Below are 12,788 nucleotides of genomic sequence, written 5' to 3' on the forward strand. Positions count from 1 at the left end.
TCTCTCAAAAATTACAGCACCAATAGTTTAACAAATTTTCATAACGATAAGCAAAGCCACAATTAATAACAGAACATTCCGTCTAATGATCAAAAAATCCATTTTGACAAAATTTATCAAAATGGATTTTTATCTTTTAATTTTCTATAGCCGCATTTGTTTTGAATTTTTTTTCTTTTAGTTTAAGAATTTTTCTTAATTCCACGCTTACTTCCTCCAAGCTTTCCATATCGGGTATAAAATACGAAGTTTTACCGATATACTGATCTTCTCCTTTTATTTCTAACGTTTTCGTAGATATGTTTTTGGAATTCATATATCGCTTTTGGAGTGCATAGATTTCATTAAGGTCTAAATCTGTTTCTACGTTTTTCCCTAAAATATCGGCAATTTTACCAATTTTAAATATGGTATTCGTAGATTTTGCTTGATTAATTGTTGCCGTCAAAAATTGTCTTTGTCTCTCTTCGCGTGAATATGAAGCATTAACAGGTCTGTATCTCATTCTTACAAATGCAAGTGCCTCTTCCCCATTTAAATGTGCCTCTCCTTTATGAAATTCTATCCTTTGTTTTCTATCGTAAATATTATCTTCCCAGAAATCCTCTTTTACATCTATTGTTACTCCACCTAAAGCATCGACAATATCTCTAAAGCCATCAAAGTTTACTGCTATAAAGTTCTCGATCGGTATATTCAGGAATTTTTCAACTGTCTCTAATTGTAACTTAATTGCCCCATAGCCTGTAATTGATCCATAATTATAAGCGGCATTGATTTTATGTATCCCTGTATATTCCCCGGCATTTTCTATTTTAACTCTTGCATCCCGAGGTACTGTAATTAAGTTTATTTCAGATGTATCCGGATCCAAAGTAATGACCATTTGAGTATCTGCTCGACCGTCCTTCTCCTTACTAGAATAATTTTCAACACCTAATAATAGAATTGCGATTGGATCTTTTTTAAATGATACATCCTCTTCCCTAAGCTCTGATTTATTTCCTGCTCTATTTAAATCGACCTTTGAACTATCATAAGCATTTTTAAATTTAACAAAGGCATAAGCTCCATAACTAGTGACAGTTAATAGTAAAATTACAATTACTAATAGGGTAATTTTTATAACTTTATTTTTAGGTTTCGCTTTTTTAGAGCTTCTAGTTTTTCTTTCCAAATTAAATCCTCTCTTCTATTCAAATTCCTGAAGTAAAGTCATTCTCTCCGTTAATAAAGACGCTATTTGTTCTTTCGAGTTTCCTCAAATGAATATATTTGGAAAAAGGAATTTCAAAAAAAATCCCTATAAAGGTAATCTACCTTTACAGAGATTTTAAAATTATTTTAAGTATTCCTCTACAAATTCAACTGGTACATATGTTTTATTACTTCCTAACAAAGCAGGGGCTACATTAAGTGAGCGTAATGCTTTATTATAACCAAACATTTTTTCTCCACGAGTAATTGTGTAGGATAAATTACCTTTAGATACAATTGCACCTTTACCTGTTGACTCCACTGTATAACCAAGCTTTTCGGCAATCAAACGTAACGGAACCATCTTTGTTCCATCAACTTCATAATAATCTGTCGCGATTATTTCTGCTATTTCTGCATCTACAGTATTTTCTGATGTATTTCCTGGTTCGTCATCAAGAACAATTACTTTCGAAGGGGTAGTTTGAGCGGGGATACTTTTTGTTGAAGCTGTATAAAAAACAACTAAGTTCTTCTCTACTAAATCTTTAGCTGTAACTTTCTCGCCCTTCGTATTTAAAAGATCTGTGTTTTCACCAATGTTTAATTTTAACATATTATAAGTATTTGTTAGGTTTTCAAAGAAGTAATCAACTTCAACAAATCCAGCTTCCTTAGTTTCAACAATAACAACATCGGGATCGAATTGTGGTGGATAAATTAATTTTTGTGGCTTATTCGCAAATGTATAAGCTACTATTTTATCCCCTTCTTTAAGCTCCACTTTTTTACCTGTATTATCGAAAACAAGTGTATCTTTTGTTATTTCTAAAATATTTGTTTGATCAGCATCTTTTACTGTGAAATATGTAATTTTTCCACTAGCATTGGATTTTTCAATTGTTCCATAGGTAGTAGTGAAAATGTGAACAGGATCAATTTGAATTTGTGGTAGGTGTTGTTCTGTCTCTGTCGGATTTTCTTTTGCTGAAGCGACCGGTATTACTACACTTCCAAATAATAATGCTGTCATTGCTGCGGGTGCAAATTTTTTCATGTTCATAAAATCTCTCCTTATTATTAGGTTCATAGTAGTAGTAGTTTAAGAATGGTAAAAGTTTCATTAAAAATGGAGAATTTATGATAATAACCGTTTTTTTAGTCAATATCTATTATAATTAGCAATAACAAATTTGAATAATTAGCCTATTGCCAATAACGTAGGGTTGATTTCTGTTCCTTTTTGTACTTGGCTTCTAAAGACAAAACTAATTATTTCATGTTATAATCTTTAAACATAAGGACCCTTCTTTCTGTATAATTTTGTTGTGGTGACTTAATTTCATCAGAAGTGGTCCTTATTTTTTATGAAAAAATTTAAAGCCGGTGACATTTTACTGATCGTAAAATGTCACCGGCTTTTTAGTTTGGAGAGGGATTATGTCCAGTCTCTTTCTCATTCAGAGTGTCTAATACTCATTCCTTAACCATTTCCCTTAAGCCCGTAATATCGATACCGTTTAATGCTTGAGTTGCCAGGCGATCAGCTTCAGAGTTTTCTTTGCGTGATATAAGCTTGTACTCTGGCTGGATACTTAGCTCCTCTAGCTTTGCATCAATTTTATCTGCCCAGCTAGATAAATTCTTTTCAAGCGCCGGCCATTCTCCGCTCAATTGATTAATAACAACTTGAGAATCACCAGTGAAACAAACGGGCAAATGATGAACATTCAATAGCTCAAGCTCGACTACCCCCAAATAAAGCGCTGCATATTCTGCCTCATTATTGGATTTAAGCTCTGACGAAAAAGAATTTTGTCGTAATCGATATGGCTTGCCGTTTTGCTCATAATAAATCACGCAGCCTAGCCCCGATTGATTCGTTGCACGATCAAAGCCCCCATCAAAATAGACTGTAATATTGTGTGGCTCAGTGTCAATTTCCTTTAAATATGCCTTGAGTTCCTTTAAAGACCAGTTTGTATCCTGTCGATCGACACAATGCAGTGATTTTACTCTCCCAGTCCGCTCCATGTCCTCTGCAAGTAGTAAGGCTTGAGCTGCTGGCATTTCTTCTGAACGTAAAACAGTTTCAGCACCTTTTTTTGCTTTATAGGTCCATTCAATGATTACATGCATAATAAATATAACCTCCAATAGATATTGAGCCATAAATTGAAAACGTGCTCCGGCTTGCGGAAACACGTTTTTCTTCTTACTTGTTATATGTGCAACTATTAGTATTTTTATGCCTAAGAAAGCTATTTGATCAGATTGATAGCATCTGTTTTGTCCAAGACACTCGTTTGTGACGCTAAAACCTGTTGCTCTGCTGCTTGGATGTTGAACATCGCCGCTAAATCATGTTGTTCCGCTGCTTTGATACTCAACATCGCCGCTAAATCATGCTGTTCCGCTGCTTTGATACTCAACATCGCCGCTAAATCAGGCTTTTCCGCTGCTTAGTTGTTTTTCTTCGCTGTTATAATTCCTCATACAATGCTTGAATAGGTTTTATTAAAATGCGGTTTACTTCTTCAATGATTTTACTTAGCTTCATTTCCGCCTCAAGCATTGTAGAAATTTTTGCATTTTGCTGTGCAAGCTGTGCTGCTTTTTGCGCGTATACAAGTTCATCTTCCAAAATATCTTGGCCAGTTAACTGCTTTTGCTGTAGGTCAATTTGAACCTTACGGAAATTTTTGAATAAATTTAATGCCTCTTGATCTTCCTTAACAGCTGCCACTGCTTCTTTTAACGCTTCAAATTCAGGTGTTTTACGTAAAGTTGCCTCTAACGCATTAATTTCATTGTAAATATTAATCATAAACATAATTCTCCTTTTCAAATAAAGTAAACAATTAACCCTTGCACAATCCCAATCAATCCACCAAGAACTGCACCAAGTACTGTAATCATTTTAAACTCACGCTTAGAAATACCTAGTACAAGCTCCTCTAATTTTGATACAGGGAAAGAATCAACCTGCTCACGTACTACTTCTTGTAAATTTAAGCGTTTCAACACATCTTCTAATTTATCTTCAGCTTTTACAAAAGCTTTTTCAATTGCTTGTGGGATTACTGTTTCCTTCATCCATGAATTACCTTCTGGCCAGTAATGCGCAATAGGATAATTCAAGCGCTCTTCAACTGCTAATTGTTCTTTTACGTAAGTTTGCAATTTCGTTAATATTTGTTCAAAACGAATATCCTTTAAGAAATCCATTGCTGGGCGATCTTTTAATTTTTCCAATTCCTGCGTAAAAATTTTCGTTAGTAATGTTGTTGTTCCTGGTGCCTGTAAAAGTTTCACGAGTTCACGTTGAACCTTTGCTACGAGCGAAGAAGAATCACCTAAAAACATATTAATCATTCCACCAAATGATCCTTTTGACGATAAAAAGTCATCAATCATCGCCTTAATTGTCAGTTCGCCCTCAGGTGATAAAAAATAATCCTCACCCTTTTCTAAAATATGATCAACCGCTACTGGTATCTTTGCATCAATAGTTTTTTGAATATCTGCTGATAATAGCGTACGAATTGATTTCGTTGATAGTGTATTCTTAACCGCTTCAAATTGTCCCTCAATAATTGCTTCTACCTTTTGTTCAATTGTTGCTGACATATTGGAAAACCCAGCTAATGATAGCCAATCCTGAATTGTTTTATCATTAGTAAAAATCGTTTCTTCTACCTTTGCTTGTACAAACTGTTCTACCTTATTTTGAATATCCTTTGAGAAAAATTTCTTTCTAAAAGTTTCAGGTGTTAACAAATAATTGACAACCGTTAACCCCAGTTGCTTTGCTAATTCGTCACGTCGCTTCGGAATAAGACCTGGTGTAAAGGGCACTCGCCAATTTTTAATATATATAGCTTTATGTGGTCGGAAAAGCATTTTAATAGCTAGGTGATTCGTTACACCACCGATTGCAGCACCTATAATTGCCATAAATAGTAATGTCACTATAAAATTATCCATTCGTATCCTCTCATTTCAATTGTATTCACTATTGGCGTATTTTGTCGCCTGCTGCACTAATTATAGCAGAGCAATGATTTTCTACGAAAGAAATACCCTCTATTAGCTTAACTATTTTTATCCACCTTTAATACTGATTCCCGCAACGAGCACTTGCTTTCCCACGGGAGTCGAGTAGCCCGTAGTGGGAATCAGTGAAAAACGTGTGTACGTAAGCAAAATATCTTTTATCGAGCTCATTACAGTTGCAAAATAGCCACTATCCTTGAATAATATTAACTACATAAATAAGAAATGGGGTTTGGTTATGATTCAGCATTTTAGCTTTAAGCCTTTATTTGAAAATTCTCAGCTTCCAGGCTGGTCTATTTCGTTCTTCTATAAACGTGAACGTTACACAGCGGAGTACTTAAAAGATGGCGTTATACAATGGCATGGAATGATCCCTCCAAACGAAGAAGATGTAAAAAAAATGATTCATGAACTTATGTTGTACCATGTTTATGACTGATCAATTTGGCGTAATTGTAGCTGTCGCTTTGCTTTGGCTATAGAAAATTGCTGTATGAAGATACAAGTAGTATTTTCCTGCCCTAAATTGCATAAAAACACCTATTTTTTACTAATTTATACACTGCTATTATCTTAAAAATGGTTAAGTATATTGAAATCCCCTTATTTTTCTTATACATTTATGGTATTAAGAATTAAAGGTTTTTTATGCAGGAGGCTATTTCAATGAGTAAAGTCACTCTTTCTGATGACTTAAACAGTTATAATTCAAAAGCATTAATTCGTGCAAAAGTAAAAGAAGTTTTTCCCGAATTTTCCGCTAAAATCTTCGAGTTAGCGAGTGAGGCTAAAGCTATTGATAGTAAAAAATTTGAGGCTCTTTCTGGCTTTAAAAGTGATTTTTACAATGAATACTGCAGTCAACTAAAAGGATTTTTCAATTCATCTACGAATACTTTCGGAAAAAGGCCTGTAAAAAATATATATTTAACGTATAAAGACAAAAATTATATTTTTACACAGCAAGGTATAACAGAAAAAGCACCTGTTACAATTGCACTTTACTCAGGTGAAATACCATTTAAAGAAACGCTTCACGATGTAGAAAAAGCGTGCTTAAAATTACGTTTCAACAACAATAAATAATTAAAGCAGAAGGAGCCATCTCATTGAATGAAATTGGCTCCTTTTTTGTTAAAAAAATATATTGAAGTTAGCCTTCGTTACAAAGACCAAATGTGCTGCCGCTTCGCTTTCGCACATAAATGTTGCCCCGATGCCCTCTAGGAAGCGCCAAGTCGAAACAGAAATCAACTCCCTTATTTTGCTGAAGAGCGATACGATGACACCGTTCATTTTATATTTCAACATAACAAAAGAGCCACCCCATATGAATGAGATGGCTCCTTTTTGTTGCTATTAAAAATAATTCATTTAAAAAAATCCACAAGTATAGCTCTCTTGAGATTTTTGACGTGTCGTTTTATATGAGATTAAATGCTTCATTCTCTAAACAAACTATCTTCTTTGCTATATTTAAAGTTAGCATAACAAATTTCTATTTTCAATCTTTTGGTGTTTGAAATTATTTAATTTTTACGATTTACGGGTGTAAAAATCAAATTAATTATGGCTGTCGCAGATACTCAATGCATCCGAAATGTCTCTTAATGCTTTTGCCTACAAATAGTTTTTGTGCGAAAGCGCAGTGCTAACTTTGTGCAGCAATCAGATGTTTAGCCACCCGCTGAAAGAAGATAAAAAAATTGTTGTCAATATTTGTGTTTTGCCTATAAATATTTTATGATTAAATCATTCAACAATTTTTTAATATCATAGGAGGTGTACACTTTGTTTACCTCCCTCATTCGGGCGGGGACAAAGGAATTATTTGGACGGAGACATAATGGAAATAACCATAAGGTTGGCGGCATTTGCCCTACTAATAATAATGACAGGATTTTTCGTTGCAACCGAATTTGCAATCGTTAAAGTAAGATCTACACGTATTGATCAATTGCTTGCCGAAGGGAATAAAAAAGCAAAAAATGCAAAACGTGTAATTTCAGATTTAGATGAATACTTATCTGCATGTCAATTAGGTATTACGATCACTGCTTTAGGTCTAGGTTGGCTCGGTGAACCTACATTTAAGATTATCTTGAATCCAGTGTTTGAATTTCTAAATTTGAGTGAAAACTTTACTACTGTCCTTTCATTTATACTTGCATTCTCAATAGTAACGTTTATGCATGTTGTTATGGGGGAATTGGCGCCAAAAACACTTGCCATCCAAAAAGCAGAATTTGTAACATTAAACCTTTCTGGCCCATTAATTTTATTCCACAACATTACGTATCCAATCATTAAGCTGTTAAACGGATCAGCACGTGGCTTAACAGGCCTTTTCGGCTTGAAAATGATGTCAGAATCAGAAGTAGCCCATACTGAAGAAGAGTTACGAATGATTTTATCAGAGAGTTTAAAAGGTGGAGAAATTAATACTTCAGAATATGAATATGTGAATAGTATTTTCGAGTTCTCTGATCGTCTTGCAAAAGAAATCATGGTCCCCCGTACTGAAATCGTTGGTATTGAAAAAGAACTAACGATTAAAGAGGTTTTTGATTTAATGGGCGTTGAGCAATATACCCGTTACCCAATTATCGATGGTGACAAAGACCATATTATAGGCTTAGTCAATATGAAGCACTTATTAACGGCTTACATTAAAGATCCTGCAAATGGTGATAAGCCAGTGATTGACTATATGCAGCCAATTATTCGCGTAATGGAAACAACGCAAATTAACGATCTGTTGCTCAAAATACAGCGTGAACGCATTCATATGGCCATTTTAATGGATGAATATGGTGGAACATCTGGTCTAGTTACGATTGAGGATATTATTGAGGAAATTGTCGGTGACATTCAAGATGAATTCGATGAAGATGAGATTCCAGAGGTTCAAGAAATTGCAGAAGATCACTTTATTTTAGATGCGAAGATGCTAGTAGAAAACGTTAATGATATGCTAGGTACTGACATAGAAGATGATGATATTGATACAATCGGTGGTTGGTTCATGACAATGCGCTTTGACGCAGTCGAAGGAGACAGTATTAAAGAACAAGGCTATGAATTTATCGCAAAAGAATTAGATGGTCACCATATTTTATACTTAGAAGTTCTGAAATTACCTGAACGTGATTTATCAAATGACAACGATGAGTAACTAAAAAAAATCTATTATGCCTCGGCATAATTGCGTTTGGACAAGCGCTGAAAGAAGATAGAAATCTCAGTAATTGCTCCAGTAAATGACGACAAGTCTCCTACCAATTATCGGTAAGAGACTTGTTTTTTAATGTTTAAATTTGAACTTCAAGACTAATAAGGTTTATGGTTCACCAATTCCCATTGCTAACTGTAATAAAAAAGCAAAAACTAAAACTAATACGTTTGTGATTAGACCGATCCAACCGAAAATATGTTTTTTCGACAACACCAAAGAGACTACTGCAAATATAATACCGATGATTGATAAAATACTAAACAGGGCGATACCGAAATAAATATCAAAATCTGGCCCTCTTTTCATATAGAAAAAAACAACATTTATTATCACAGGTACTAACGATGAAACACTTAAAATGTCTCCTACTTTTTTCTTAGCCATAAAACTCTCCCCTCCTTACAGTAATAACCAACTCGTCACCATCATTCGGCTTAATTCCCTTTACGACAACTAACTTAACGGTTATCAAATTATTTTTCCTTTATTATACAAAACACATTTCTAGAATCCACTAACTTAAACAAATAAGGGATTCTCACCATAACGTCTAAGTTGACCCAAACAAGCCCCCTATCCATCATAGATAAGGGGCTATTTGTATCAATTATGACTCGATTGCGTCCGAAATCGGCTTTGTGCTGAGGCCTACAGATGTCTTTTGTACCGAAAGCGTAGCGACAGGTACAAATATTTGACACTCCCTGAAAAGTGGCCTAAAAACGCAATCATCACACCACCTATAGAGGCGGGAGCATTTTACTGACGCTTCGCTTTGCTACTAAAACACTAGACTTACGTTACATACAAACTTGCTCAAGAAGTTAAATTATTTAATTGCAATATAAATATCGACCTGTGCTTCTTGTGGATTCGCACATCGTTCATCGTACATTTCAAAGTCACCTGTGTATGTTCGCTCTACACCTGAACTTGCAAGCCAAGCCCAAACATCCTGCCAAGCTTTTACAACAACTTCTTCAAATGGACCTTTGTCAGAAGTAAAAACTAAGTATTTAGCAGCTGGCACTGTTTTTACAACCATACCTTGAGGAATATCGTCGGTAGCTAATACTTCCACTCCAAGTGTAATGGCATACTCTCCGTTAACATCCGTTTCATAATCAGAATACAAGCCATACGTTACTTGATTTACTGCATTAGCTATTTGTCCTACAACATTTTGCTGATAAAAATTCGACCATAATTGCGGAATCTTTGCTTGAGCGGTAATTTCATTTGCATTGCTTGTTCGCGCTGAAATTCCTACAATTTGAAATGACTCTTTATTCATCATAACTGGTTCTTGTATATCATGCTTTCTCCATCTCTTTAGGCCTGGTAAAAAAGATGTCAACATTTGGCGTGCTTCCTCTTCCGCCATACCGTCTTCCTTTAAATGTGGTACACAAATTTCGATCATTTCTCCAACTGTTAAATTTGGCTGTTTGAACTCTCCTACTTCATAACAATATGTGCAATAATCCTGACTTTTTTGTCCTTCTTTTTCTGTACCAAGTAATGCCTCATCCATTAATGGCATTCCACAACTTTGACAATAACTTTGCATGATTAAATCCACCCTTCATCCTATTTGTTACGACTATAACAAAGGAAACCTGACAACTGTATGTCATCAATTGAAAAGAGTTAAATTTCTTTATACAACTCCACAATTTCCTGGGCTCGATTTAATACAATCTCACGAATATGAGGTGGTTCTAAAACTTTTAAGCGATGGCCAAAGCTAAGAAGAAAGCCGTATAGCCATTCATCCTCAGGTAATGAAATGTTAATAGTTGAATTCTCATTATCTACATGCTCAGCACCAAATGACTCTTCTACTAATGTCGTTATTGCACAATCGAAAGATAGCATAAGGTTTACTACATTTTGAGGGTTATGCCACTCTTTATCCCATGGGAGTTCAGATAAGTTGACTTCCCTGCGTTGAAAAGTTGTTATCTCTTCTTGTATATCCTTCATTCTTGAAATTTTAAATAAGCGAAATTCTTCTCTCAATTTGCAATAGCCATAAACATACCAAACTTTTCCCTTTTGTACTAAAGTATGTGGCTCTAATAATCGCCTTGTTATATGACCATGTGTAGTAGAATATGTAAAGCTTACACAATGCTCGCGTTCAATTGCCTTCTTTAATAAAGTAATTTGTTCCTTGAAAATAGCATTTGGCCCCCAAGGACTAAGGTCAATAAATAGTTGATCAATCGATTGTTTTACTTCCTCATCCACAACACCTGTTAATTTTTCAAGAACTGCTTCAGCATGTGAATCCTCATATGTCGTTAATGCACTTTTAATGGCAATAGAAAGTGACGTAAGCTCCTCCTTCGTCAACACCTGCTTATCAACACGATAGCCATCAATCAAACTAATCCCACCATGAACCCCCTGCTGGCTTATAACAGGAACCCCGGCACAGCTCAATGTTTCAATATCCCGATAAATAGTACGAACGGACACATTAAATAAATCGGCCAGTTCCTGGGCTGTCACCTTTTTACGATTTATTAAAATCATTGTCATCGTTAAAAGTCGCTCTAACTTCATATTTGTACTCCTTTACTCTAAACTCTATTTTTTATATGCAAATTAACTTACTAATTACCTATCTACTTTAAGTTTTTTTTAAGTACTTTTTGAGTTTTATTTAAGTCAAATGTACTATAATAACGCCTAATAAATTATTGCATTCATTATACTATTTTTACATTTTAAGAAAAAAACGACTAAGGAACATATAATCTCTACTATAACTCCGTTGTTTTTAACAATAAACGCTTAATTATTTCAATGCTCTTAACACAACATATAAAATTTCTATCCTAAATAAGGACGCTGAAAACTCTGAAGTAGAAAACTTTATAGTAACTATTTGTAGAAGTCCAAATTTCTAAGTAAAAACGAACCATCATCGGGAATAGCTAAACAGATAAAATGAGGAGACCCGACACTAACTTATGGAAAAAGGAATACAAAGAGATAAACTTTGGTGCCAAATTTTAATTTTATGTGGAATTTACTTTTTAGTGCCCACCCTATTCGAAAAGCATTTTCAAAGACAACAAACTAGAGTTTAATGGTTTTCAATTTAATTGTAAAAAGGAGATTTTGATGTGATTCGAGCCGTTTTAATAGACAATGAACCCTTAGCATTACACTATTTTCAAAATAAACTACAAGCATTTCAGCAAATACAGGTAATTCAAACCTTTACAAGTGTAGAAGTATTCTTAAATGAGCTTCCAATAATAGAATTTGACGTCATTTTTTTAGAGGCAAGGCTGAATGAACTAACTGGGCTTGAATTGGCTGATATTATCAAAACTGATCGTCCACATGTTAGTGTTATTTTTATAACTTCTTATAAAGAATTTGCTTTACAAGCGTATGAAATCGGAGGTCTTGACTATGTACTTAAACCAATTAGTCATGCACGCTTAGAAAAAACTATTTCTCGTATTGAGCATGAATATTCCATTCAGCAAATGCTTAAAAAAGCTTCGAAAACTATGTTAAACGTACAATGCTTTAATCAATTTGCCGCATATAGCAACAACAGCTTAATTGCCTTCAAAACCGAGAAAACAAAGGAGTTATTTGTATATTTCATCTTACATCCAAACATTCCTATTCATCGGGATTATTTAATTGAAATTCTATGGCCGGATTTAGACTATGTACGAGCAAAATCGAATCTTCATACTGCTCTTTCTTATTTAAGAAAAACCTTAAATAATATAGGTTATACAAACTGTATTATCTTTTCAAACAAATACTATATCTTCGAGAAACCGAACATCCTTTGTGATTTATATGACTTTCATAGATATTATGAGGATTTCACGAAGTTAGATTTCCCACCAATTTCATTGATTAATCAATGTCTCTCAATTTATAAAAATGGACTACTCATTTATGATGATTATGAGTGGGCTACTGCCTATAAAGATAAGCTGACGAAATCATACATAGATTTATTAGAAAAAGGTTTTCAAGCAACGTTACTAACGGATATTGATAAAGCATTAAATTTTTTAAATAGACTATTAGAGTTTGATCCATATAATGAACAAAAACTTGAGCACTATTTACACATTTTAATAAATGCGGGGTTTCACGAGCAGGCATACAAAGTATTCCTATCTTATGAACAGAAGCTAAAAGATGACCTATCAATTTCGCCAAGCTCTACATTAATTGATATTTCTAACAATTTTTTTCTTCAAAAATAAATACAGGATTCATACAATAAAAACGACGAGCTACTACAATT

At 34.2% G+C, this 12,788-nt stretch carries 14 protein-coding genes; 4 read left to right on the plus strand and 10 right to left on the minus strand.

The features are described 5' to 3' along the window. Positions 1-136: 136 nt before the first annotated feature. From PVA17_RS08675 to PVA17_RS08700, 6 genes are all read right to left on the minus strand, one after another. Entirely contained in the window at positions 137-1,177 is a 1,041-nt protein-coding gene (locus PVA17_RS08675; protein ID WP_274067463.1) for an LCP family protein, read from the minus strand. 162 nt (positions 1,178-1,339) lie between these two features. Next, positions 1,340-2,260 (minus strand): copper amine oxidase N-terminal domain-containing protein, encoded by a 921-nt coding sequence (locus PVA17_RS08680; protein WP_274067464.1) that lies wholly within the window; start codon positions 2,258-2,260, stop codon positions 1,340-1,342. Between the two features lie 413 nt (positions 2,261-2,673). Further along, positions 2,674-3,336 carry a ribonuclease H family protein gene (locus PVA17_RS08685; protein WP_274067465.1) on the minus strand — a complete coding sequence of 221 codons (663 nt, stop codon included), beginning with the start codon at positions 3,334-3,336 and terminating at the stop codon, positions 2,674-2,676. A 122-nt stretch (positions 3,337-3,458) separates the two neighbouring features. Continuing rightward, positions 3,459-3,632 carry a hypothetical protein gene (locus tag PVA17_RS08690; protein ID WP_274067466.1) on the minus strand — a complete coding sequence of 58 codons (174 nt, stop codon included), beginning with the start codon at positions 3,630-3,632 and terminating at the stop codon, positions 3,459-3,461. A 47-nt stretch (positions 3,633-3,679) separates the two neighbouring features. Further along, positions 3,680-4,024 carry a YlbF family regulator gene (locus PVA17_RS08695; RefSeq protein ID WP_132364055.1) on the minus strand — a complete coding sequence of 115 codons (345 nt, stop codon included), beginning with the start codon at positions 4,022-4,024 and terminating at the stop codon, positions 3,680-3,682. 17 nt (positions 4,025-4,041) lie between these two features. After that, positions 4,042-5,184, minus strand: a complete 1,143-nt coding sequence (locus PVA17_RS08700; protein ID WP_132364057.1) for a DUF445 domain-containing protein — start codon at positions 5,182-5,184, stop codon at positions 4,042-4,044. 307 nt (positions 5,185-5,491) lie between these two features. Here PVA17_RS08700 and PVA17_RS08705 point away from each other — a divergent pair, with 307 nt between their 5' ends. Together PVA17_RS08705 and PVA17_RS08710 are read left to right on the plus strand one after the other, a co-directional pair. Continuing rightward, on the plus strand, positions 5,492-5,695 hold the full coding sequence (locus PVA17_RS08705) for a YheE family protein (protein ID WP_132364059.1): 204 nt from the start codon (positions 5,492-5,494) through the stop codon (positions 5,693-5,695). Positions 5,696-5,922: 227 nt separating this feature from the next. Beyond that, positions 5,923-6,342 (plus strand): hypothetical protein, encoded by a 420-nt coding sequence (locus PVA17_RS08710; RefSeq protein WP_132364061.1) that lies wholly within the window; start codon positions 5,923-5,925, stop codon positions 6,340-6,342. Between the two features lie 48 nt (positions 6,343-6,390). Here PVA17_RS08710 and PVA17_RS08715 read toward each other — a convergent pair whose 3' ends face one another. Next, positions 6,391-6,567: a hypothetical protein gene (locus PVA17_RS08715; RefSeq protein ID WP_274067467.1), complete on the minus strand. Its 177-nt coding sequence runs from the start codon at positions 6,565-6,567 to the stop codon at positions 6,391-6,393. Positions 6,568-7,102: 535 nt separating this feature from the next. Here PVA17_RS08715 and PVA17_RS08720 point away from each other — a divergent pair. Continuing rightward, positions 7,103-8,431, plus strand: a complete 1,329-nt coding sequence (locus tag PVA17_RS08720) for a hemolysin family protein (protein ID WP_132364063.1) — start codon at positions 7,103-7,105, stop codon at positions 8,429-8,431. A gap of 165 nt (positions 8,432-8,596) precedes the next feature. On the opposite strand, the gene PVA17_RS08725 is transcribed toward PVA17_RS08720, so the two are convergent. The 3 genes from PVA17_RS08725 to PVA17_RS08735 all read right to left on the minus strand — a co-directional run bounded on the left by PVA17_RS08725 (position 8,597) and on the right by PVA17_RS08735 (position 11,062). After that, positions 8,597-8,875, minus strand: a complete 279-nt coding sequence (locus tag PVA17_RS08725) for a hypothetical protein (RefSeq protein ID WP_274067468.1) — start codon at positions 8,873-8,875, stop codon at positions 8,597-8,599. 445 nt (positions 8,876-9,320) lie between these two features. Beyond that, on the minus strand, positions 9,321-10,061 hold the full coding sequence (locus tag PVA17_RS08730; protein WP_274067469.1) for an effector binding domain-containing protein: 741 nt from the start codon (positions 10,059-10,061) through the stop codon (positions 9,321-9,323). Between the two features lie 80 nt (positions 10,062-10,141). After that, entirely contained in the window at positions 10,142-11,062 is a 921-nt protein-coding gene (locus PVA17_RS08735) for a helix-turn-helix transcriptional regulator (protein WP_274067470.1), read from the minus strand. A 566-nt stretch (positions 11,063-11,628) separates the two neighbouring features. Here PVA17_RS08735 and PVA17_RS08740 point away from each other — a divergent pair. After that, positions 11,629-12,747, plus strand: a complete 1,119-nt coding sequence (locus PVA17_RS08740) for a response regulator (RefSeq protein ID WP_132364069.1) — start codon at positions 11,629-11,631, stop codon at positions 12,745-12,747. The last annotated feature ends 41 nt before the right edge of the window (positions 12,748-12,788 follow it).

Origin of the sequence: Lysinibacillus sp. CNPSo 3705 (assembly GCF_028674935.1) — a bacterium.
GTDB lineage: Bacteria > Bacillota > Bacilli > Bacillales_A > Planococcaceae > Lysinibacillus.

Bases quoted from the DNA above. Each gene is read 5' to 3' on its own strand.
- PVA17_RS08680 (WP_274067464.1), bottom strand. From the start codon at position 2,260: ATGAACATGAAAAAATTTGCACCCGCAGCAATGACAGCATTATTATTT.
- PVA17_RS08685 (WP_274067465.1), bottom strand. From the start codon at position 3,336: ATGCATGTAATCATTGAATGGACCTATAAAGCAAAAAAAGGTGCTGAA.
- PVA17_RS08690 (WP_274067466.1), bottom strand. From the start codon at position 3,632: ATGTTGAGTATCAAAGCAGCGGAACAGCATGATTTAGCGGCGATGTTG.
- PVA17_RS08695 (WP_132364055.1), bottom strand. From the start codon at position 4,024: ATGATTAATATTTACAATGAAATTAATGCGTTAGAGGCAACTTTACGT.
- PVA17_RS08700 (WP_132364057.1), bottom strand. From the start codon at position 5,184: ATGGATAATTTTATAGTGACATTACTATTTATGGCAATTATAGGTGCT.
- PVA17_RS08705 (WP_132364059.1), top strand. From the start codon at position 5,492: ATGATTCAGCATTTTAGCTTTAAGCCTTTATTTGAAAATTCTCAGCTT.
- PVA17_RS08710 (WP_132364061.1), top strand. From the start codon at position 5,923: ATGAGTAAAGTCACTCTTTCTGATGACTTAAACAGTTATAATTCAAAA.
- PVA17_RS08715 (WP_274067467.1), bottom strand. From the start codon at position 6,567: ATGTTGAAATATAAAATGAACGGTGTCATCGTATCGCTCTTCAGCAAA.
- PVA17_RS08720 (WP_132364063.1), top strand. From the start codon at position 7,103: ATGGAAATAACCATAAGGTTGGCGGCATTTGCCCTACTAATAATAATG.
- PVA17_RS08725 (WP_274067468.1), bottom strand. From the start codon at position 8,875: ATGGCTAAGAAAAAAGTAGGAGACATTTTAAGTGTTTCATCGTTAGTA.
- PVA17_RS08730 (WP_274067469.1), bottom strand. From the start codon at position 10,061: ATGCAAAGTTATTGTCAAAGTTGTGGAATGCCATTAATGGATGAGGCA.
- PVA17_RS08735 (WP_274067470.1), bottom strand. From the start codon at position 11,062: ATGAAGTTAGAGCGACTTTTAACGATGACAATGATTTTAATAAATCGT.